The organism is Mesorhizobium cantuariense (assembly GCF_042647205.1).
Taxonomy (GTDB): Bacteria; Pseudomonadota; Alphaproteobacteria; order Rhizobiales; family Rhizobiaceae; genus Mesorhizobium; species Mesorhizobium cantuariense.
Genome location: NZ_JBHRVD010000001.1, coordinates 2,810,671 through 2,831,619, shown reverse-complemented (window position 1 = coordinate 2,831,619; position 20,949 = coordinate 2,810,671). Strand labels below are relative to the sequence as shown.

21 protein-coding genes are annotated in these 20,949 nt (G+C 62.0%); 7 read left to right on the top strand and 14 right to left on the bottom strand.

Going from position 1 to position 20,949, the window contains the following annotated elements; all coding sequences use genetic code 11:
- Nucleotides 1–6: 6 nt before the first annotated feature.
- Together ACFOJ9_RS13350 and ACFOJ9_RS13345 are read left to right on the top strand one after the other, a co-directional pair.
- Nucleotides 7–1,128, top strand: a complete 1,122-nt coding sequence (locus ACFOJ9_RS13350; protein ID WP_378979298.1) for a carbohydrate ABC transporter permease — start codon at nt 7–9, stop codon at nt 1,126–1,128.
- Between the two features lie 27 nt (nt 1,129–1,155).
- Nucleotides 1,156–2,073, top strand: coding sequence for a carbohydrate ABC transporter permease (locus tag ACFOJ9_RS13345; RefSeq protein ID WP_378979297.1), 918 nt, complete (start codon nt 1,156–1,158; stop codon nt 2,071–2,073).
- 171 nt (nt 2,074–2,244) lie between these two features.
- On the opposite strand, the gene ACFOJ9_RS13340 is transcribed toward ACFOJ9_RS13345, so the two are convergent.
- Nucleotides 2,245–2,988 carry a creatininase family protein gene (locus ACFOJ9_RS13340; protein WP_378979296.1) on the bottom strand — a complete coding sequence of 248 codons (744 nt, stop codon included), beginning with the start codon at nt 2,986–2,988 and terminating at the stop codon, nt 2,245–2,247.
- Between the two features lie 3 nt (nt 2,989–2,991).
- Nucleotides 2,992–3,630, bottom strand: a complete 639-nt coding sequence (locus ACFOJ9_RS13335; RefSeq protein WP_378979295.1) for an SIS domain-containing protein — start codon at nt 3,628–3,630, stop codon at nt 2,992–2,994.
- A 105-nt stretch (nt 3,631–3,735) separates the two neighbouring features.
- On the opposite strand from ACFOJ9_RS13335, the gene ACFOJ9_RS13330 reads away from it, so the two are divergent.
- Complete coding sequence (locus ACFOJ9_RS13330) at nt 3,736–4,758, top strand: aldo/keto reductase (protein ID WP_378979294.1); 1,023 nt, start codon at nt 3,736–3,738, stop codon at nt 4,756–4,758.
- 140 nt (nt 4,759–4,898) lie between these two features.
- On the opposite strand, the gene ACFOJ9_RS13325 is transcribed toward ACFOJ9_RS13330, so the two are convergent.
- The 4 genes from ACFOJ9_RS13325 to clpP all read right to left on the bottom strand — a co-directional run bounded on the left by ACFOJ9_RS13325 (nt 4,899) and on the right by clpP (nt 10,391).
- Nucleotides 4,899–5,171 carry an HU family DNA-binding protein gene (locus ACFOJ9_RS13325; protein WP_023674657.1) on the bottom strand — a complete coding sequence of 91 codons (273 nt, stop codon included), beginning with the start codon at nt 5,169–5,171 and terminating at the stop codon, nt 4,899–4,901.
- A 299-nt stretch (nt 5,172–5,470) separates the two neighbouring features.
- Nucleotides 5,471–7,882, bottom strand: a complete 2,412-nt coding sequence (gene lon, locus ACFOJ9_RS13320; protein ID WP_378979293.1) for an endopeptidase La — start codon at nt 7,880–7,882, stop codon at nt 5,471–5,473.
- A 307-nt stretch (nt 7,883–8,189) separates the two neighbouring features.
- Entirely contained in the window at nt 8,190–9,464 is a 1,275-nt protein-coding gene (clpX, locus tag ACFOJ9_RS13315) for an ATP-dependent Clp protease ATP-binding subunit ClpX (RefSeq protein ID WP_023759839.1), read from the bottom strand.
- Nucleotides 9,465–9,761: 297 nt separating this feature from the next.
- Nucleotides 9,762–10,391, bottom strand: a complete 630-nt coding sequence (clpP, locus tag ACFOJ9_RS13310) for an ATP-dependent Clp endopeptidase proteolytic subunit ClpP (RefSeq protein ID WP_056594216.1) — start codon at nt 10,389–10,391, stop codon at nt 9,762–9,764.
- Nucleotides 10,392–10,720: 329 nt separating this feature from the next.
- Here clpP and ACFOJ9_RS13305 point away from each other — a divergent pair, with 329 nt between their 5' ends.
- A complete protein-coding gene (locus ACFOJ9_RS13305; RefSeq protein WP_378979292.1) occupies nt 10,721–11,311 on the top strand; it encodes a hypothetical protein in 591 nt (196 codons plus the stop codon).
- Between the two features lie 13 nt (nt 11,312–11,324).
- On the opposite strand, the gene ACFOJ9_RS13300 is transcribed toward ACFOJ9_RS13305, so the two are convergent.
- A complete protein-coding gene (locus tag ACFOJ9_RS13300; protein WP_378979291.1) occupies nt 11,325–12,428 on the bottom strand; it encodes an NAD(P)/FAD-dependent oxidoreductase in 1,104 nt (367 codons plus the stop codon).
- A gap of 103 nt (nt 12,429–12,531) precedes the next feature.
- On the opposite strand from ACFOJ9_RS13300, the gene ACFOJ9_RS13295 reads away from it, so the two are divergent.
- Genes ACFOJ9_RS13295 through ACFOJ9_RS13285 form a run of 3 tightly spaced genes read left to right on the top strand, consistent with a single transcriptional unit; the run spans nt 12,532 to nt 15,627 of the window.
- Entirely contained in the window at nt 12,532–13,782 is a 1,251-nt protein-coding gene (locus ACFOJ9_RS13295) for a cytochrome P450 (protein WP_378979290.1), read from the top strand.
- Nucleotides 13,783–13,806: 24 nt separating this feature from the next.
- Entirely contained in the window at nt 13,807–14,874 is a 1,068-nt protein-coding gene (locus ACFOJ9_RS13290) for a hypothetical protein (RefSeq protein ID WP_378979289.1), read from the top strand.
- A 36-nt stretch (nt 14,875–14,910) separates the two neighbouring features.
- A complete protein-coding gene (locus ACFOJ9_RS13285; protein ID WP_378979288.1) occupies nt 14,911–15,627 on the top strand; it encodes a transporter substrate-binding domain-containing protein in 717 nt (238 codons plus the stop codon).
- Nucleotides 15,628–15,720: 93 nt separating this feature from the next.
- On the opposite strand, the gene ACFOJ9_RS13280 is transcribed toward ACFOJ9_RS13285, so the two are convergent.
- The 7 genes from ACFOJ9_RS13280 to ACFOJ9_RS13250 form a co-directional block, all read right to left on the bottom strand.
- Complete coding sequence (locus ACFOJ9_RS13280; protein WP_378979287.1) at nt 15,721–16,071, bottom strand: cupin domain-containing protein; 351 nt, start codon at nt 16,069–16,071, stop codon at nt 15,721–15,723.
- A 6-nt stretch (nt 16,072–16,077) separates the two neighbouring features.
- A complete protein-coding gene (locus ACFOJ9_RS13275; protein ID WP_024504598.1) occupies nt 16,078–17,358 on the bottom strand; it encodes an O-acetylhomoserine aminocarboxypropyltransferase in 1,281 nt (426 codons plus the stop codon).
- 159 nt (nt 17,359–17,517) lie between these two features.
- Complete coding sequence (locus ACFOJ9_RS13270) at nt 17,518–18,039, bottom strand: CoA-binding protein (protein ID WP_378979286.1); 522 nt, start codon at nt 18,037–18,039, stop codon at nt 17,518–17,520.
- Nucleotides 18,026–18,790, bottom strand: a complete 765-nt coding sequence (locus ACFOJ9_RS13265) for a GNAT family N-acetyltransferase (protein ID WP_378979285.1) — start codon at nt 18,788–18,790, stop codon at nt 18,026–18,028. Before ACFOJ9_RS13265 ends, ACFOJ9_RS13270 begins: the two co-directional genes overlap by 14 nt.
- Nucleotides 18,787–19,569, bottom strand: coding sequence for an AAA family ATPase (locus ACFOJ9_RS13260; RefSeq protein WP_378979284.1), 783 nt, complete (start codon nt 19,567–19,569; stop codon nt 18,787–18,789). The genes ACFOJ9_RS13265 and ACFOJ9_RS13260 overlap by 4 nt, the downstream gene beginning before the upstream one ends.
- Nucleotides 19,569–19,991 (bottom strand): VOC family protein, encoded by a 423-nt coding sequence (locus ACFOJ9_RS13255; protein ID WP_378979283.1) that lies wholly within the window; start codon nt 19,989–19,991, stop codon nt 19,569–19,571. The genes ACFOJ9_RS13260 and ACFOJ9_RS13255 overlap by 1 nt, the downstream gene beginning before the upstream one ends.
- A 12-nt stretch (nt 19,992–20,003) precedes the next feature.
- A complete protein-coding gene (locus tag ACFOJ9_RS13250) occupies nt 20,004–20,825 on the bottom strand; it encodes an enoyl-CoA hydratase (protein WP_378979282.1) in 822 nt (273 codons plus the stop codon).
- Between the last annotated feature and the right edge of the window lie 124 nt (nt 20,826–20,949).

Sequence of the window (20,949 nt, the reverse complement as noted above, 5' to 3'; positions counted from 1 at the left end):
AAATTTGTGGCTGACCAGACCTCGACCGCGAACCAATGGCCGGCGGATGCCGTCCCTTCCGATCTGATTTCCCCTCGCCGCAAGCGCCTCGGCTGGGGGCTGATGGCCGTTGCCACGCTTGGCCTGCTGGCGACGATCGTGCTGGAAATCCTCTACAAGGGCGGCGCCGAGACGATCGGCTTCGAAACCTGGCGCCCGGTCGTCTACGCCTATGTGTTGTGGGGTGTGGCGATCGGCATCGGCCAGGTGCTGACGCGCGGCGAGGACGGCCAGCGAGCGCTGTTCCTGCTGCCGGCGCTCCTGTTCACCATCGCCATGGTGATCTTCCCGACGCTGTTCGGTTTCTACATTGCGCTCACCGACTGGAACCTCAGTTCCTTCTCCGGGCGAAAATTCAACGGGCTCGCCAATTTCTGGCAGATGCTGGGCGATCCCTACTACCGCAACGCGCTGTTCAACATGGTGCTCTATGTGCTGGCGGTGGCGGTCGAATATGTCATCGCCTTTGGCCTGGCGCTGCTCCTCAACGCGCAGATTCGGGCACGAAAATTCTTCCGCGTTGTCTTCCTCTTGCCCTTGATGCTGTCACCCGTCGCGGTTTCGTGGATGATCGGCAAATCGCTGATGGAGTACCGCTTCGGGCCGGCCGCGACACTGGCGCGCCATCTTGGCTGGGAAAATCCCGCCTTCTTCTCCGATCCGATCACCGCGCGCATCACGATCATGGTGCTGGACGCCTGGACGTTCATTCCGTTCATGATGATCATGCTGCTGGCGGGGTTGCAGGCGATGTCGCGCGAAGTGCTGGAAGCCGCACGGGTCGATGGCGCCAATGCGTGGCAGACCTTCTGGCAGGTCACCTTCCCGCTGATGCTGCCGGTGTCGGTGACGGCGGTTATCCTGCGCATCATCTTTAAGTTGAAGCTTGCCGACATCATCATCACGGTGACGTCGGGCGGCCCCGGCGGCGCCACCGATTCCGTGTCGAGCTTCATCTATCGCGAATACCGCGACCGCTCGAATGTCGGCTACGGAACCATGCTGGCGATGGCCTATCTGGTCATCATCGTCGTGTTCGTCACGTGGCTGCTGAAATTTGCCAACCGCTTCGTACGCAATGTGAATTGAAGCAAGATGGGGGTGAATTGAGCCAAGATGAGCGTCCAGACCACTGAATATGTCGCCTCGGAGATCCGCTCGCCGGCGAGCTTCCTCGCCAGCCGCGTCTTCATCTATGGGGCGCTGGCCTTCTGGGCGTTCATCTGCCTGTTCCCTATCTACTGGACGATCACGACGTCGTTCAAGACCGCGGTCGACGTCACGCAAGGCCATCTCATCCCCTTCATCGACTTCCAGCCGGACTGGAAGGGCTGGCGCTCGCTCGGCCTGTCACCGGATTCGATCTTCCAGACCTCGACGGTGCGCGAGGAATTCCTCAAGCGCTTCATGAATTCGGTGATCACCTCGGTCGGCGCATCGAGCCTCGCCATCGTCATCGGCAGCCTCGCCGCCTACGGGCTGACCCGCTACCGCTACCATTTCGCCTGGTTCAAGAACGAGGACATTTCGTTCTTCTTCCTGTCGCAGCTGATCCTGCCGCCGGTAGTGCTCGCTTTGCCCTTCCTGGTGCTCTACCGCGAAGTCGGTCTGCTCGATACGCGCATCGGGCTGATCCTGCTCTACACGCTGATGGTGCTGCCGATCGTCATCTGGATCATGCGCGACCAGTTCAACTCGATCCCGGTCGAACTCGAGGAAGCCGCACTCGTCGACGGGCTGTCGATCTGGGGGGCGTTCTTCCGCATCGTCATGCCGATCGCGCTGCCTGGCATGGTCGCCGCCTTCATCCTGGCGATGGTGCTGTGCTGGAACGAATATTTCTTCGCCGCCCTTTTGACCTCGACCGACGCCAAGACCATCCCCGTCATGGTGGCGAGCCAGACCGGCTCGCAAGGCATCAACTGGTGGTCGATGGCAGCGCTTGCCACGGCCGCCATCGCGCCGCTCGCCGTCATCGGCATTGCGCTCGAGCGCTATCTGATCATGGGCATGACCGCGGGAGCGGTGAAGTAGCAGGGCGCCCTCTTCCTTCTCCCCCTGTGGGAGAAGGTGGATCGGCGCGACAGCGCCGAGACGGATGAGGGGTGTTCCAGCGGAGTGAGACGTTTGCGTTCCCTGGAACACCCCTCATCCGACCGAGCTTCGCTCGGCCACCTTCTTCCCACAAGGGGAGGAAGAACCGCGCTAGGCCCTTAGAATCATCCGCAGGTGATCGAGGATCATAGCCACACCCTTCTGCCCAAGCTCGGCCGAAGCATCCGTGGCGCTCGCCGTATACCAGCCGGTATTGTCAGCAAAGTGATTGGCATCGACAGCCTCCGGACATAGTGCCAGCATCAGCGAGGTCTCGCCGATGCCGGCATGATCGAACGGGTACTTGCCATTCATTGCCGCCGGCATCAGCGGATGCACCCGCACCCAGTTGAAGAAATTGCCGCCCTCGGCGTGCTCGGCATAATAGCCGGCCATCGCCTCCGAACCCCACCAGCCTTCGCCGCGCTCCTTTTCGAGGAAGCGGAAGATCGCCTGGCGACCGGCGGTCTTGAACGCCAGATCGGTCGGCATGCCGGCGGCGAAATTCTCGGTCTGGTGGTGGATGATGGCGTGAATGTTGCGAAAACCGATGCGCAGCAGGCTGTAGAACAGGTCCTCGCCAAACGGCGCCAGCGCATTGCCGCCAACATGTACTGAGCCGCTGCCTTCCGGCGGCGCCACCGCATAGCTCGCAGCACCGTAGTAGAAGGGTGGCAGGATGACGACGTCGCTCTCCTTTTCGAACAGCTCCAGCGTCTTGATGACGGCCAGCGTATCCATGCCGACGGCCATGTGCTCGCCATGGTATTCCAGCACGCCAAGCGGCAGAGCGACCGGCCAGTTCTCGGCGATCGCCTTGCGGATCTGGTGCGGCAGCATCAATTCGTAGCGCATGATCTATTCCATGTTGGTGTGGCGGGCGCGCATCGCTTCGGGCGACGCGCCGATCAATTCCCTGAGCTTCAGCACCATCACCTCGAACAGCAGGAACAGCGCGCCTTCGAACACCGAGCCCATCGGCAGGACCGATGTCTTCTGCGTCCCTTGGTCGTTGGCCATGGTCTGTGCGGGGATGAGCAGCGCGAAATCGGCACGCTTTGCAGCACCGCTTTCGGCCTGGGCGGTCAGCAGAAGGTTGGTTGCACCGGCATCGTGCGCGACCTGCATGAGGGTCAGCACGGTCGAGGTCTCTCCCGGCCCCGAGCTGACCAGGAACACATCGCCCGGCCCCAAGGGCGGCGTGGTCATGTCGCCAACCACGGAAACCGGCAGGCCCAAATGGTAGAGCCGCATGGCAAAACCCTTGACCTGCAAGGCCTCGCGGCCACAGCCATAAACGACGATCTGCCTGGCGCCGGCCAGCTTCTTGCAGGCGGCGTCGATCCGGCTCTCGTCGACGCCCGCCAGCACGCCGCCGAGCTCGTCAAGCGCGGTCTCGAACAGGCTTTTGCTCTTGTCGCTCACCGCAAACCTGCCATTGAAAATCACCCTGGTATTTGTCGCTCTTTCGTCCACGAACAGCTTGATTTCGTTCATGCTAGCAACCGCGAAAATGCGTGTCCAACGCGCAGCTATGCTTTTGCCTGATCACAGGCATGATAGTGTCATGTCAGACAAATCAAGCGAGGCAAACGGCAGGATATGAAGACACGGCATTTCGACCGCATCGGCAATGGCGGCATCAGTTTTACCGAACTTGGCTTCGGCACGGCGCCGCTCGGCAACCTCTATCGTGCCGTCTCGGACGAGGACGCCAATGCCACGCTGGAGGCCGCCTGGGCGACCGGCTGCCGCTACTACGACACCGCGCCGCTCTACGGGCTCGGCCTGTCGGAAACGCGGCTCAATCCGTTCCTGCGCGGCAAGAAGCGTGACGACTACGTGCTGTCGAGCAAGGTCGGCCGTATCATGCGCGCCTGCCCGCCGGAAGAGCGCACCGGCATCGGCAAGTTCTTCGACACACCGTCGCGCCGCGAGGTGTATGACTACAGCTATGATGGCGTCATGCGCTCGTTTGAAGCCTCGCTGGAGCGGCTCGGCGTCGACCGTATCGACATCCTCTTCGTGCATGATGTCGACATCTTCACCCATGGCAGCAAGGAAGCCTCCGACCGGCGCATCGACGAGTTCATGCGCTCGGGCTATTACGGCTTGCTTTCGCTGCGCGACCAGGGCGTCATCAAGGCGTTCGGTGGCGGCATCAACGAGTGGCAGGTTGCCCAGACATTGGCCGAGCGTGGCGATTTCGACCTGTTCCTGCTTGCCGGGCGCTATACGCTGCTGGAACAGGAGGCGCTGACGTCCTTCCTGCCGCTCTGCCAGGCACGCGGCATCGGCATCGTTCTCGGCGGGCCCTACAACTCCGGCATCCTCGCAACGGGACCGAAGCCGGGCGCCTATTACAATTACTCCGAAGCGCCGAAGGACATCCTCGACCGGGTCACCGGCATCGAAAGCGTCTGCAAACGCCATGGCGTGAGGCTAATCGAGGCCGCCCTGCAATTCCCGTTGCTGCATCCGTCGGTCGTCTCGGTGATCCCCGGCGGCCAGCGGCCGAGCGAAGTCGAGAGCAACCGCTCGCTGCTCGATGCGAAACTGCCCGCAGCGCTCTGGGCCGATCTCAAGAAGGAAGGCCTGATGCGCACTGAAGCGCCGACCGCATAACCCGCCGCCATCGCGTCAGCGTCGGGCAAAAATGAAAAGCCGGGCAAGCCCGGCTTTTCTGGTCGCGTGTACCTACGTAGGCCACAAAAATGAAAAGCCGGGCAAGCCCGGCTTTTCTGGTCTCTGAAAAGAAAAAACGCTTAGTTGACTGCGTCCTTGAGGCCTTTGCCGGCCGAGAACTTCGGCACGGTGCGTGCCGGGATCTTCACTTCGGCGCCGGTCTGAGGATTGCGGCCGGTCGACGCCGCACGCTGTGACACGGTGAAATTGCCGAAGCCGACAAGCCGGACATCGCCGCCCTTCTTCAGTTCGCCGGTGATCACGGAAAATACCGCATCGACCGCCGACTGCGCGTCACCCTTCGAAATGCTCGCGGCGTCGGCGACAGCGGACACCAGTTCGTTCTTGTTCATAAAAATTCCCTTCCATGAGAACACCGGAACTATCGACTCATCCGGCAGGAAACGGACTTTAGAAAGAAGCGCTGCCGCAACCAAGTCGAAAAGGCAGGAAAAAAACGGAAAAAGCCCGGAATTCCGGGGTTTTTCACATGAAAAAGCCGGGCGCTGGGCCCGGCTCTCTATTTGTGCACTGCAACCATGGCGAAAGCTGACGCATGGCTCCGAAAACCGCAGCCGGTTTTCGGAGAGGACCATGCGCAAGTCCAGGACGTTAGAGCGTCCTTTGCGCGTCCAAATGGACGCTCGGCGCTCTAATGCGCAAGAGACTTTCCAGCGTCGTCGGCATTGTCTGTCGCGGCCGGCGGATTGACCGGTTCGACCCATTTGATCGGCTCCGGCATACGCACCAGCGCGTGGCGCAACACCTCACCGACACGTGAGACCGGAATGATCTCCATGCCGTTCTTCACGTTGTCCGGAATCTCCGCCAGGTCCTTGGCGTTGTCTTCCGGGATCAGCACCTTCTTGATGCCGCCGCGCAGTGCGGCGAGCAGCTTCTCCTTGAGCCCGCCGATCGGCAAGATGCGGCCGCGAAGCGTTATCTCGCCAGTCATCGCCACATCTGCCCGGACAGGAATACCCGTCAGTACCGACACAATGGCTGTCGCCATGGCAGCACCTGCGGACGGGCCGTCCTTCGGCGTGGCGCCTTCCGGCAAGTGCACGTGGATGTCGCGCTTGTCGAACAGCGGCGGCTCGATGCCGAAATCGACGGCGCGCGAGCGGACATAGGAGGCCGCCGCCGAAATCGATTCCTTCATCACGTCGCGTAGATTTCCGGTCACCGTCATGCGGCCCTTGCCGGGCATCATGACGCCTTCGACCGTCAGCAGCTCGCCGCCGACTTCCGTCCAGGCAAGACCCGTAACAACACCGACCTGATCGTCAGCCTCGACCTGGCCGAAGCGGAAGCGCTGAACACCGAGGTAATCGGCAAGGTTCGCCGCCGTGATGCTCACCGTCTTCTTCTTCGTCTTCAGGATCTCGGTCACCGCCTTGCGCCCGAGCTTCATCAGCTCGCGCTCCAGGCTTCTGACGCCCGCTTCACGGGTGTAGGTCTGGACGATGGCGCGGATCGCGTCCTCACCGACGGAAAACTCCTTCGGCTGCAGCGCGTGATCGCGGATCACCTTCGGCATCAGGTGCCGCTTGGCGATCTCGATCTTCTCGTCCTCGGTGTAGCCGGCGATACGGATGATCTCCATGCGGTCCATCAAGGGCGCCGGGATGTTCAGCGTATTCGCCGTCGTCACGAACATCACGCTCGACAGGTCGTATTCGACCTCGAGGTAGTGATCCATGAACGTCGAGTTCTGTTCCGGATCGAGCACCTCGAGCAACGCCGACGACGGATCGCCACGGAAGTCCTGGCCCATCTTGTCGATCTCGTCGAGCAAGAAGAGCGGATTGGACTTCTTCGCCTTCTTCATCGACTGGATGACCTTGCCGGGCATCGAGCCGATATAGGTGCGGCGGTGGCCACGGATCTCGGCCTCGTCACGCACGCCGCCAAGCGCCATGCGGATGAATTCGCGACCGGTCGCCTTGGCGATCGACTTGCCGAGCGAGGTCTTGCCGACGCCCGGAGGTCCGACGAGGCACAGGATCGGCCCCTTCAGCTTCTTCTGGCGGCTTTGCACGGCGAGATACTCGACGATGCGCTCCTTGACCTTGTCGAGGCCGAAATGATCGGTGTCGAGGACGTTCTGCGCGAAAGCCAGGTCCTGCTTGACCTTGGAGTTCTTGCCCCACGGGATCGACAGGATCCAGTCGAGATAGTTGCGCACGACGGTCGATTCAGCCGACATCGGCGACATCGTCCTGAGCTTCTTCAACTCGGCTTCCGCCTTTTCGCGGGCCTCCTTGGAGAGCTTGGTCTTCTTGATGCGCGCCTCGATCTCGGCGGCTTCGTCGCGGCCGTCCTCGCCCTCGCCGAGCTCCTTCTGGATCGCCTTCATCTGCTCGTTGAGGTAGTATTCGCGCTGTGTTTTCTCCATCTGGCGCTTGACGCGCGAGCGGATGCGCTTCTCCACCTGCAGAACGGAGATTTCGGCTTCCATGAAGCCCATCGCCTTTTCCAGCCGCTCCTTGACCGAGAGCGTGGCCAGCATTTCCTGCTTTTCAGGGATCTTGATGGCGAGATGCGAAGCGACCGTGTCGGCGAGCTTGGAATAGTCGTCGATCTGGCTGGCGGCGCCCACCACTTCGGGCGAAATCTTCTTGTTCAGCTTGACGTAGTTCTCGAAGTCGGTGACGACCGAACGGGCCAGCGCCTCGACCTCGACCTCTTCCTCTTCCGGCTCGACCAGTGCCGCGGCGCGGGCCTCGTGGAAGTCGGGACGGTCGGTGAACGAGACGATTTTCGCACGCGAGGCGCCCTCGACCAGAACCTTGACGGTGCCGTCGGGCAGCTTCAGCAATTGCAGCACGTTGGCGAGCGTGCCGATGTCAAAGATGGCATCGGGCTCGGGATCGTCGTCGGCGGCATTCATCTGGGTGGCAAGCAGGATCTGCTTTTCCTGACCCATCACCTCTTCCAGCGCCTTGATCGACTTCTCACGCCCGACGAAGAGCGGAACGATCATGTGCGGGAACACCACGATGTCGCGCAGTGGGAGGACTGCGAAGACGCCGTCGCTGGGTGCCTTGGATACTTTGGCCATTGTCCAACCTTTCATGTCGCGGCCGCCAATCAGCCAACCGCGAATCTTATATTAACGACCGGGGATCGTTCCGCCTACCACCGTTTGTGACGGGAGTTTTACAGCACAGAAATCGGGCACCTCGGCCTTCTCCAATTAGTTGGATGCACGATCCGCAAAGATCAAGGGGTGAGACCAAATCCGCACCTCCAGCGCAGCCCGCAAGTGACACATTTGCGACGCCGAGACCGAGCGGCCGTAAAAAACCCCGCGCGACAGCAAAACGGCGCCTTGCGGCGCCGTTTCAGAATTTCGCTGCGGGCTCATGTCAGGCGCTGACATTGCCCTTCTTTTCCTTCTGCTCGGAGTAGATGTAGAGCGGCCGGGCACTGCCGGTCACCACCTCCTCCGAAATCACCACTTCGCGCACGCCTTCGAGCGCGGGAAGTTCGAACATCGTGTCGAGCAGGATCGCTTCCATGATCGAACGCAGGCCGCGCGCGCCGGTCTTGCGCTCGATGGCGCGCTTGGCGATGGCCGACAGCGCGTTCTCGTGGAAGGTCAGGTCGACATTCTCCATCTCGAACAGCCGCTGATACTGCTTGACCAGCGCGTTCTTCGGCTCGGTCAGGATCTGGATCAACGCCGGTTCGTCGAGGTCCTCCAGCGTCGCCAGAACCGGCAGACGGCCGACAAACTCGGGGATAAGGCCGAACTTCAACAAATCCTCGGGCTCGACCAGGCGGAAGACATCGCCGGTGCGGCGATCCTCCGGCGAAGCGACGATGGCGCCGAACCCGATCGACGTCTTGCGGCCGCGATCCGAGATGATCTTGTCCAGCCCGGCGAAGGCGCCGCCGCAGATGAACAGGATGTTGGCGGTGTCGACTTGCAGGAACTCCTGCTGTGGATGCTTCCTGCCGCCCTGCGGCGGCACGGAGGCAACCGTGCCTTCCATGATCTTCAGCAGCGCCTGCTGCACGCCCTCGCCCGACACGTCGCGGGTGATGGAGGGATTGTCGGACTTGCGCGAAATCTTGTCGATTTCGTCGATGTAGACGATGCCGCGCTGGGCCCGCTCGACATTGTAGTCGGCCGACTGCAGCAGCTTGAGGATGATGTTTTCGACGTCCTCGCCGACATAGCCGGCTTCGGTCAGCGTCGTCGCGTCAGCCATTGTGAAGGGCACATCGATGATGCGGGCCAGCGTCTGCGCAAGCAGCGTCTTGCCGCAACCGGTCGGGCCGATCAGCAGGATGTTGGACTTCGCCAGCTCGACATCGTTGTTCTTGCCGGCATGCGCGAGGCGCTTGTAGTGGTTGTGGACCGCCACCGACAGCACGCGCTTGGCGTAGGGCTGGCCGATAACGTAGTCGTCGAGAACCTTGAGGATCTCCTGCGGTGTCGGCACGCCCTCGCGCGACTTCACCATCGAGGTCTTGTTCTCCTCGCGGATGATGTCCATGCAGAGTTCGACGCACTCGTCGCAGATGAAGACCGTCGGACCGGCGATCAGCTTGCGCACCTCGTGCTGGCTTTTGCCGCAAAACGAGCAGTAAAGCGTGTTCTTGGAATCGCCGCTGTTGTTGCCGACCTTGCTCATTTTCATGTCCTTTCATGGCCGCCCGCCGATGGTCTGGCTGAAAGGGCGCATACTCTATCTATCGCGGGAATCCGCCGCCGCCAGTGTGTCCCGGCTCCCGCAACGCATTCCGTACGAAACACAAATCAGAAAACGTGGCAATGATTCGCGACAACCCCGCATAAAGCTAAGCCGCCGAAACTCAACATAGCCTTAACGTAGGCAATCCTGTCCCCCGAGGGAACAGCCAATTGTGGCCGAAATGCCGCAAGACGAGCCAAAAGCACGTGATGCCGCCATCCAACCGCCAATAAGCCTTTATGCCACGGCGCCTTCAGGCGGCTCACGCGACGAAATGACCTTGTCGATGAGGCCGAAATCCCTGGCTTCGTCGGCGGTCATGAAATGGTCGCGGTCGAGCGTCCTTTCGATCTCTTCGTAGCTCTTGCCGGTGTGCTTGACGTAGACCTCGTTGAGGCGACGCTTCAGCTTGATGATGTCCTGGGCATGGCGCTCGATGTCGGACGCCTGGCCCTGGAAGCCGCCGGAAGGCTGGTGAACCATGATGCGGGCGTTCGGCGTGGCAAAGCGCATGTCCTTGTGGCCGGCGGTCAGGAGCAGCGAGCCCATCGAGGCCGCCTGGCCGATGCAGAGCGTCGACACGGCCGGCTTGATGAACTGCATGGTGTCGTAGATCGCCATGCCCGAGGTGACGACGCCGCCCGGTGAATTGATGTAGAGGTTGATTTCCTTCTTCGGATTCTCGGCTTCGAGGAACAAAAGCTGCGCGCAGACCAGCGTCGCCATGCCGTCTTCGACCGGCCCGGTGATGAAAATGATGCGCTCCTTGAGGAGGCGCGAGAAAATGTCGTAGGCCCGCTCGCCGCGATTGGTCTGTTCGACCACCATCGGAACGAGGTTCATGTAGGTTTCGACAGGGTTCTTCATTCGTTATCTCTTATCTCGCGGTGGGATTCCGGCGCCGGGAATGCTGGCAGATCGGGCAGAATCGGTTCTGGATCGTTATTCCGTAAATAGGATGCCGGCTCATCCTTGTGCAAGGCCGACCCGTCCTAGCCATCTGGGTAAGTCGAATCAAGGTTACATTCACGGGATTCATTCACCGGTGCCGTGATCGTTCGGCGGTGTCGTCACCACCGTAGCAATTTCTTAACCGCATCGCTTAACGAAATACGGCAAATCCCCTTTCCCCCGCCGTCTCTTCCCCTACAATCCAACGTTGAACCGTCATTGTGCTGTTCAACAGGGGGAGTTTCATGTCTGGGAAAACCGCATGCTTCACCATTGCCGGGCTGACCATGCTCGGCACGATTTCGCAGACAGCGGCCGGCGGCCGCGCCGTCGAATGCTATGAGCCGGTCCGCAGTCCGGTTGTCTACGACACGGTCTACGAGGACGTTCTGGTCAGTCCGCCCGGCCAGCAGGTCGACTATATCCCCGCCATCTATGGCACCCGGGAACGCGTGGTTATGACCGTTCCGGCACAAGTGACCTACGAAATCGTGCCTGCCGTCGCCCGCACCGTCTACCATACGGTCCGGGTCGATGGCGGCGGCTATTCCTGGGAATGGCGCGTCATCCATGGCCGCAAGGTGCTGTGCAAGATCTGGCACAAGGCGCGCTATGAGCGCATCGCCGAGACGGTGGTGATCCGGCCGGAGCGCACGCGGCGCATCGTTATCCCGGCGCAGTACGACAAGATCGCCCAGGAGGTGCTGGTGCAGCCGGAAGAGAGACGCATCATCGATGTTCCCGCCTCCTACCAGACCGTCGCGCGCCGCGTGCTGGTCCGCGAAGGCTCGTCGGGCTGGCGGCGCGTGCATATTCCGAGGCATTGCCAGGATTAGGCTGGGAAAGCGGTCAGGCCACCTCCGCCCGCAACCATGCCTTCAGGCCGGCGATGTCGCCATCACCAATGGCGGCGGCAACGCGCCGGCCGACCGCTGCGCCGAATTTGTAGCCGTGGCCGGAGCAGGCCGAGACAATGAGGCACTTGCCTTTTTCATGGGCCGTGAATTTCTCGTCGGCTGTGAAGGTGTAGGCGCAGGTAACGACCTCGATGACCCTGTATTCCTCTATGCGGGCGATCGGCGGCGAAAACAGGTTGCGGATCGCCTCGCCCTCGCCCGCCACCGGCTGACGGTTCCAGTCGGCATCGCTGGTCGGCACCCTGTGCAGCCCGGAACCGAATTTCATGCCGGCGCCGCCCGAGGGCGGGATCACATAACCGTCGACCGCGCCGCCGATATCGAGGACGACCGGCGCCGCCTGCCAGGCGGCCTCAAGGTCGGCCGGCGGTTCTACATAGGCGAGTGCGGTTCGATAGGTCTTCAGTTCGCCGTCCAGTTCCGGAAACAGCTTTAGCACCCATGCGCCGGCGGCGACGACGATGCGATCGGCCTGCATCGTCTCGCCGCTGTCGAGCACGATGTGACCGGCTTCGGCGTCAATCGCGGTGACCTTGCTATGTTCATAGACATTGGCGCCGTTGGCGCGCAGCCAATTTGCCAGGCCGGAGGCGATCTTGCGGCAATGCAGCGCGCCGCCTTCGGTCGAAAAATAAGCGTAGCGGAATGAGCCGGCTTCCAGGAACGGCCAGCGTTTCACGGCTGCATCGGGCTCCAGCAATTCGAAGGGAAAATTGCCCTCTTCCAGGCCTTCGCGGTATTCCTCGGCCTCGTCGCCGGGCTCGCGCGAAAGGCAGACAAATCCGCGCGCATCGAGGTGGCTTTCGCCGAGATCGGCCCACATCTCGTCCCATGCCTGGTAAGCTTCGGTGATCAGCCGGCCATAGCCGGTTCCGGCCCGGTAGGCGCGGCGGATGATGCGATGGTGGTCGCCCGACGCGGCCAGCGGATTGGGAATCGGTCCCTGCTCGACGAGCGAAACGCTGTGGCCCGCCTTGACCAGCGACCACGCCGTGGAGAGACCGGCAATACCCGCGCCGACAACGATCACATTCATCAAATCAGACTTTCCGCAGCCGGTCGGCTGGCTCAACGCATTGGGTTGCGGGCGCCAACATACGGTCTGGAACCAAGCTGGCAAGCCGCGCTATTGGTCTGGCATGAGCAAATTGCCGCCACCCACCCTGGCCTTTGATCCAGCCACTCGTCACCTGCGGCTGGACCCGCACGACACAGCCTTTTTTCAAAACCCTTATGAGGCCTATGCCTTTCTGCACGGCGCATCGAACGCCTTCTTCTGGGAAGAATTCAGCTTCTGGTGCTTTGGCGGCTTTGACGACGTCAACCGGCTGCTGCGCGACCGCCGTTTCGGCCGCCAGAACCCGGCCGGCATTCCCGACAGCCGCGGCATCGGCCAGGATCGCAGTCATCTCAGGGCATTCGACGGGATCGAAGCCAATTCGATGCTGGAGCTGGAGCCGCCGGTGCACACGCGACTGAGAACGCTGGTCAATCGTGCCTTCGTCTCGCGCCAGGTCGAACGGCTGCGGCCGCGTGTCGAGGCTCTGGCCAACGACCTGATAGACCGATTCGAACCGGGCAAGGCTGTCGACCTGCTGCCGGCCTTCGCGGCGCCGCTGCCGATCACCATCATTGCCGAAATGCTCGGCGTGCCGGTCGAGATGGGGCCTCAACTGCTCGACTGGTCGCACCAGATGGTCGCCATGTACATACACGGCCGCACCCGCGAAACCGAGGAAACCGCCAATCGCGCGGCGAGCGAATTTGCCGATTTCCTGCGCTTCTATGTCACCGAGCGGCGCAAGAACCCCGGCGACGACCTGCTGTCGCTGCTGATCTCGGCGCAGGAGGACGGCCATAAACTGTCGGAGGACGAGATGGTGTCCTCGGCGATCCTGCTGCTCAATGCCGGTCATGAAGCGACCGTGCATCAGACCGGCAATGCCGTCCGCTCGATCCTTTCGCAGGGGGGCGATGTCAGCCGCTTCTTCGGTTCGCCCGAAGCGACCGCGGCAACGGTCGAGGAATGCCTGCGCTTCGACGCGCCGCTGCATATGTTCACGCGCTACGCCTATCAGGAGATCGAAGTCTCGCCTGGTATCGTCGTGCAGCCGGGCCAGACGATCGGGCTGCTGCTTGGCATGGCCAACCACGACCCGCGCGCCTACGCCGATCCCCTCGCCTTCCGGCCCGATCGTGCGGACCAGAAGAACGTGTCGTTCGGCGCCGGCATCCATTTCTGCATCGGCGCGCCGTTGGCCCGGCTCGAATTGCAGGTGTCGCTGAAAACCTTGTTCGAGCGCCACCCAAAGCTGCATCTTGCCGAAAGCCCAAGCTTCCGCGACACTTACCACTTCCATGGGCTGGAAACGCTCGCCGTCGGCTTCTGACGATCGCGGGCCCGGGGCTGCGAGATGAGACTGTTTTCGATACGGGCGACATTGTTCGCCCTGGCGCTGGCGTGGGCATTCGCTGACATGGTGGCCGCCCAGCGGCAGCCGGAAAACATCCCATGGGAAAACAGCATGGCCATCGTCTGGAAAATGGCGACGGTTCTGCTGGAGCGGCAGACCGGGTCGAAGGGCCTGCCGCCGACATCCTTTGCCGTCGAGGTCGATCTCAACCTCGACGGCTTTCCGGAGATTTTTGCCTATCGCCATGCGCCGGGCTGCGACGGCATCCATTGCGGCAACTTCCTGTTCGTGCTGGAGGGCGACAGCTACCACGAGGTTCTCGGTGACATTCCAGGTGCCCGGCTGGTGCCGCAGGACAAGATCGGGCTCAGCGCCTTCAAGCGAAACGGTTTTCTCGATATGCAGTCCGACCAGATTACGATCGGTTGGGATGGCAAGCGCTATGTCGAGGCTTCCAGCTTTCCTGCCTCGTCGCTCGATGGCGACGCCTTCGTGGCGGCTTGCCGGAAAAGCAAATCCAACGAGCAGCCGGCGGAGGGCGAGGCGGAACGCGTAGGCGCTGAATGCCAATGCCAGTTCAACCGGTTTCAAGTAACCAGCTTCACGCAAGCCGATCTCGACATGTTCACCGCATCGCTGGGGGAGAATTTCGACTATCCGGCGGGCGGGAAAGAGATTGCCTGGCAGGCCCTTCTGAAAAATGCCGAGGATGTCGGCACCAGCTGCGATGTCGCTAGCGGCAAGAGCCAATGGCCACCGGCCTATTTCAATCATGGCGACCAGCCGCAACAAAAGCTGACCTTCGACGGCTTTCTCGATGCCTGTCCGGCGCAGGATTTCATCCTCACCAACCACAAAATTGGCTCACCGGACCGCGCGCTCAGCCTCTGCGGCTGCCTTGCCCGCGAAATGCCCACCCAAGGCATCGGCCAGGAGGGGCTCGATCTCGTGGCGCAGTATTATCGCAACGAGATCTCCGATGCCGATATCGAGGCACAGGACGCCGACGCCCTGACCTTCCACGATAAGGCGTCGGAGGCTTGCCTCAGCCAGTTCCCAGGGAAATAGGATGGCGACGGTTTGCCGAAAACACATGATCGAGACATGACCGAGTTGAAATTCGCCTTCCTGGAAGAGCCGCCATTCTGCTTTACCGGTGCATTGGGCGAGGTCTCAGGCTGTGACGTCGAGCTTGCGCGTAGGCTTGGTGAGATGCTCGGATTGGCGAGCTTCAAGCCGATCGAGACCGAATTCGCCGAGTTGCTGCCAGGGCTGATCGAGAGCCGCTGGACGATGACGACCGGGCTGTTTGTCTCGGACGAGCGCAAGCAAATCGTCGACTTCACACGGCCGATCTGGGCATTGCAGGATGGCCTGCTGGTGGTGAAGGACAATCCGCGCGGCTTTCGCGGCTACCAATCCATTGCCAGCGACCGGACGGCGTTGATTGGCGTCATAACCGACCAGATCCAGCATCTCACGGCGTTGCGCAACGGAATTGCGCCCGAGCAGGTCAGGATATTTGCAACGCAGGCCGATGCGGCGGACGCAGTGGCCAACGGCACGGTGCACGCCTATGCCAGCGTTGCGATGGCGCATCGAGGCTATCTGGCGCAGCGGCCCGATATGCCGCTTGGGCTTGTCGAGGTTCCCCCGATTGAAAAGCAGCCGTCGGCCGGTGCCTTCGCGATCGCCAAGGGCAACAGCATTCTGCTCCGGCGTATCGATTCCTGCCTTGAAGAGTTGCTGGGCAGCGACTGGCACCGGCAGATGATGGCCCGATACGGATTTTCGGACAGCGATATCGATCGCGTCGTCTGATCCGTTCTCGATGCCTAAAGCGCGACGCGCTTCAGGTCCTTATTTCTATGCATGTCGTTCTTCCAAAACCGGGCCACTTTTGGGCGACATGCATTACAGCTTGATCACATACTCCTTGCGAGTCGTTTCAAGCACTTCCCAGCTGCCCTTGAAGCCGGGCCTCAGCACGAAGCTGTCGCCCGTCTTGACGGTGCGCGCCTGCCCACCGTCCTCCGCGATCACCGAAACGCCGGACAGGATGTGGCAGAACTCCCACTCGTCGTAGACGATGCGCCATTTGCCCGGGGTCGATTCCCAGATGCCGGCGTAGAGGCCGCCGTCCCGCTCCTCGACGTTCCATGTGCGGAATTTGGGATCGCCCGAGATCAACCGGTCCGGCGCCGGCGCGCCCTGTTCGGCGTCGACAGTGTCGACGCCGATGGCAAGAAATTTTGGCTCGCTCATGATCGGTCAGACCTTGGCAAGCGCCTGTTCGAGGTCGGCGACGATGTCGTTGACGTCCTCAATGCCGATCGAGAGCCGCACCGTGTCCGGGCCTGCACCTGCCTTGACCTTCTGCTCGTCGGAGAGCTGACGGTGCGTGGTCGAGGCCGGATGGATGACCAGCGACTTGGTGTCGCCGACATTGGCGAGGTGCGAAAACAGTTCGAGCGCTTCGACGAATTTCACGCCGGCGTCATAGCCGCCCTTGAGAGCGAAGGTGAACACGGCGCCGGCGCCAAGTGGTGAGTATTTCTTCTGCAGCGCATTGTTCTTGTCGCTGGGCAGGCCTGGGTAGTTCACCGAGGCTACCTTGGGGTGATTGGACAGCCAGGCGGCGACCGTGACGGCATTGTCGCAGTGGCGCTGCATGCGCAGCGGCAAGGTTTCCAGGCCAGTCAGGATGAGGAAGGCGTTGAACGGCGAGATAGCCGGGCCAAGATCGCGCAGGCCGAGCACGCGCGCGGCAATGGCGAAAGCGAAATTGCCGAAGGTTTCGTGCAGAACAAGGCCGCCATATTCGGGGCGCGGTTCCGACAGCATCGGGTATTTGCCCGACTTCGACCAGTCGAAGGTGCCGCCATCGACGATGGCGCCGCCGATCGAATTGCCATGGCCGCCGATGAACTTGGTCAGTGAATGCACGACGATGTCGGCGCCATGCTCGATCGGCCGGATCAGGTAGGGTGAGGCCAGCGTGTTGTCGACGATCAACGGCAGGCCGTGCTTGCGCGCGATGTCGCCGATCTTCTCGATGTCGACGAAAGTGCCGCCTGGATTGGCGAGGCTCTCGATGAAGATCGCCTTGGTCCTGTCGTCGATCTGGCTCTCGAAGGTCGAGATGTCGTTGGTGTCGGCCCAGCGCACCTCCCAGCCATAATTCTTGAAGGCATGGCCGAACTGATTGATCGAACCGCCATAGAGCTTGTTGGCGGCAACGAAATTGTCGCCCGGCTGCATCAGATTGTGGAACACGATCACCTGCGCGGCATGGCCGGAGGCGACCGCAAGGGCCGCCGTGCCGCCTTCGAGGGCCGCCATGCGCTCTTCCAGCACCGCCTGGGTCGGGTTCATGATGCGGGTGTAGATGTTGCCGAAGGCCTTCAGCCCGAACAACGAGGCGGCATGGTCGGCGTCGTCGAAGACGAAGGAGGTCGTCTGGTAGATCGGCGTGGCGCGGGCGCCGGTCGCTGGGTCGGGCTTGGCGCCGGCATGGACGGCGAGCGTATTGAAACCGGGCGTGCGGGTCACTGAAAACCTCCCTGAAAAACCTTCTGAAATTCGCCGGGCATTCTTGGCGAAGCCTGGCCTCGAATGCAAAGAAGAAAATACCCTTCCGTGCAGGATCTTCTATCAAGCAGTAGGAAAATACGGCGTTTGCCGGAATAATTTTGCGCTTTTGCCCCTCGCCTATTTCTGGCGGACGCCGAAACTCTGGAATCCGGGGCGCATCAGCGGCTTCTTCGACGACAGCACGCCGGAATTGACGCCGGTCCAGCCGATCTCGCCGGACAGCTTGCCATATTCGATCTTGGGGCAGCGGTTCATCACCACCTTGATGCCGGCAGCCTCGGCGCGCGCAGCAGCCTCGTCATGGCGCACGCCAAGCTGCATCCAGATGACTTTCGGCAAGGGATCGAGCCGCAACGCCTCGTCGACGATGCCAGGCACAGCCGCCGGCGCGCGAAAAATGTCGACCATGTCGATCGGCTCCGGAATATCGGCCAATCTGGCATAGGTCATTCGGCCGAGGATCTCCTTGCCGGCCTGACCAGGATTGATTGGAAACACCGAAAAGCCCTTGGCCAGCAGATATTTCAGCACGAAATAGCTCGGTCGCACATCGTTGGCGGATGCGCCGACCATGGCGACGGTCTTCACCGAATTGAGGATGCCGGCGATGTAGGAGTTGTCGTAACTATCGTGGTTCATGCGGCTTCCTGCGGTAGTGGTATCGGTAAAGTTCACGGCTGAACCCGAGCGAGGCGTAGAGTGCGCCAGCCGGCATGTTGTCGGCCACCACCTGCAAGCATGCCGCCGACGCCCCTGCCCGCCGCGCCCAGTCGATCAGGCCGCCGACGGTCTTGCGGCCCAGGCCTTGCTGCCTGAAACGGCCATCCGTTTCAACCGATTCCACCACAAGCAGGCCATTGCGGATGACACCATAGGCCAAGGCGGCAATTTCGCTGTCGCGTTCATAGGACACGAACGCCCGGTCGCCGAGGACCAGTCCGGTCATCTCGCGAAAGATGCGGCGCTCGGCGTCGTCAAAGGCCCCCATGCGGAACCGCGCCGTGAGCCAGTCCTCGCCCGGCATCGGCGAAACGGTGACCTGCTCGTCGCGGACTTCAGCCAGGTCGCCGATCCCGGCATGGAGATGGATCGTTCCGCCTTCCGGCTGGTAGCCGCGATGGTCGAGTGCGGCTTCGAGCTCGCCGGCGATGTCGGGAACCCGAAACAAGGGCGTCTGGCCGTGGCCGATGTAGAAGGCCTCGGCGGCGTCGATGACCGCATCAGGCGCGCCACGCCTGCCGCGCAAGGGATTGGCCGAATTGGTGCGGCGGATCCGTCCGCCCGATCGCCGCGGCAGCCAGCCATCAACGACCGTCTCGGTCGCCGCCGGCCAGCCTTCGCGGCATGCCTGTTCGATTTGCCAGTTGAGATCATCGTCGCCGGCGCTCACGCGTCATCCTCCCGCAGCGCTTCCTCCATAAAGGCCTGCGGATCGGTGCAGAAGTCGCGCATCATGCGAAAATGATCGGTATCGCTGAAATCGGTCGGGTCGAGCCCGAAGCGGCTGATGCGGAACAACCGCGCGCCGGGACAAGCCATCAGCAGCGGCGAATGCGTCGCCATGATCACTTGCGCGGTGCCCGACTGGTCCATGCGCCGCAGCATCTTGAGCAGCTCGATCTGGCGCGAGGGGGAGAGCGCGCTTTCCGGTTCGTCGAGGATGTAGATGCCTTGCCTGCGGCAGCGCTCCTCGAAAAAGCGGATAAAACCCTCGCCATGCGACCAGGACAGGAAATCCGGCGGCGGTGGCCTGAAGGGATCTTCCAGCGCCGCCTGATCGAGATAGCGAGCCACGGAGTAGAAGGATTCGGCGCGAAAGAACCAGCCGGCGGTGACTTTCGGCAGCCAGTGGCCACGGAATGTGTTCGCCAGTGCTGCGCCACTCTTGTCGATGGCGCCGGAATGATCGACCGGCCGGTAGCCCTTGCCGCCGCCGGCTTCGTCGTAGCCGGCAAGCGCGCCGATCGCCTCGAGCAGCGTCGATTTGCCGGTGCCGTTCTCGCCGACGATGATGGTGATCGGCGTGGTGAATTCGAGCTCGAACTCGTGGCCGCGAAACAGCGGCAGGTTCCAGGGGTATTTTTCCCAATCCTCGACCCGCGCGGGATCGAGCAGGATGCGCTTGAGATAGGGAGCCTTGAGCCGCGTCAGCTGCTTGCGATGGGCCATCAATCGGGCAGCGAAATCGTGCCGTCTTTCGCGATCGGAAAGGCCGGATTGTGCGCCACTTCCCAGACGTGCCCGTCCGCGTCCGCGAAATAGCCGTACCAGCCACCCCAGAAGGCGCGGCCGGCCGGCTTGACTATGCGGCCGCCGGCTTTTTCCGCCATGGCGAGCACCTCGTCGACTTCGGCGTCGGAACGGGTGTTGTAGGCGAGGTAGACGGCCGATGGCGCCCCGGCGAAGGCGATGCCGGAATCCTCTTCTGCGCTGGTGCGCGGGAACAGGCCCAGGATGACGCCACCCATCTGGAAGAAGGCGACACCGTCGGTGATGCCGGCATGACGCCTCAGGCCCATCGCCTCGTAGAAGCGCACCGCGCGGTCGAGATCGTCGGTGGCGATGGTGATGATGGAGATGCGTGGTTCCATGACGTTTCTCCCTTACTCGTCCGTCCACTCCGGCTTGCGCTTGCCAATGAAGGCGCCGATGCCTTCCTCGGCGTCGCGCGCCAGCATGTTCTCGACCATGATCCGGCCGGCATAAGAATAGGCATCGGCCAGCCCCATTTCGGCCTGCGCGTAAAAGGTCTCCTTGCCGGTCTTGATCACCAAAGATGATTTGGAAGCAATGGTTTGCGCGTATTTGGTGACAATCTGATTCAGATACTCGCGCGGCACGACGCGGTTGACCAGGCCGAATTCCTTGGCAGTCGCCGCATCGATCGTCTCGCCGGTCAGCAGCATCTCCATCGCATGCTTGCGCGAGACATTGCGCGACAGCGCCACCATCGGAGTCGAGCAGAACAGGCCGATGTTGACGCCCGGCGTGCAGAAGGTCGCCTCATGCGATGCGATCGCCAGATCGCAGCTGGCGACCAGTTGCAGCCCGGCGGCGGTGGCAAGGCCGTCGACTTCGGCGATTACGGGCAAGGGATGGCGCACGATCGCCTGCATCAGCGTCGCACAAGCCGCAAACGTCTCTGCGAAGAAGGCCTTGCCATGATCGACATCGGCGCGCCGCGCGGTCATTTCCTTGAGATCATGGCCTGCGCAAAACACTTTGCCGGCTGCCGACAGCACGATGACGCGAACGGCCTTGTCGGCCCTGGCGCGCTCGAGTTCCGCCGTCAGCGCCGCCATCACCGCCAGCGACAGGGCGTTGGCGGGCGGACTGGCGAGCGTCAGGCGCAGCACGCCCTTGTCCAGTTGTGCAACAACCGGACCTTCAACGGCGGCCGGCTTGATGGCAAGGATTTCGGCCATGGATAAGGTCTCCGCGATTCCGCTCGGGGCTACCAGAGTATCTAATACCGGATCGGATTTCGTCCAACACCGATTGCTTGCACCAAGGGACGAAGGTTGCCAGAAATGCCGCGCCGCGCCCATA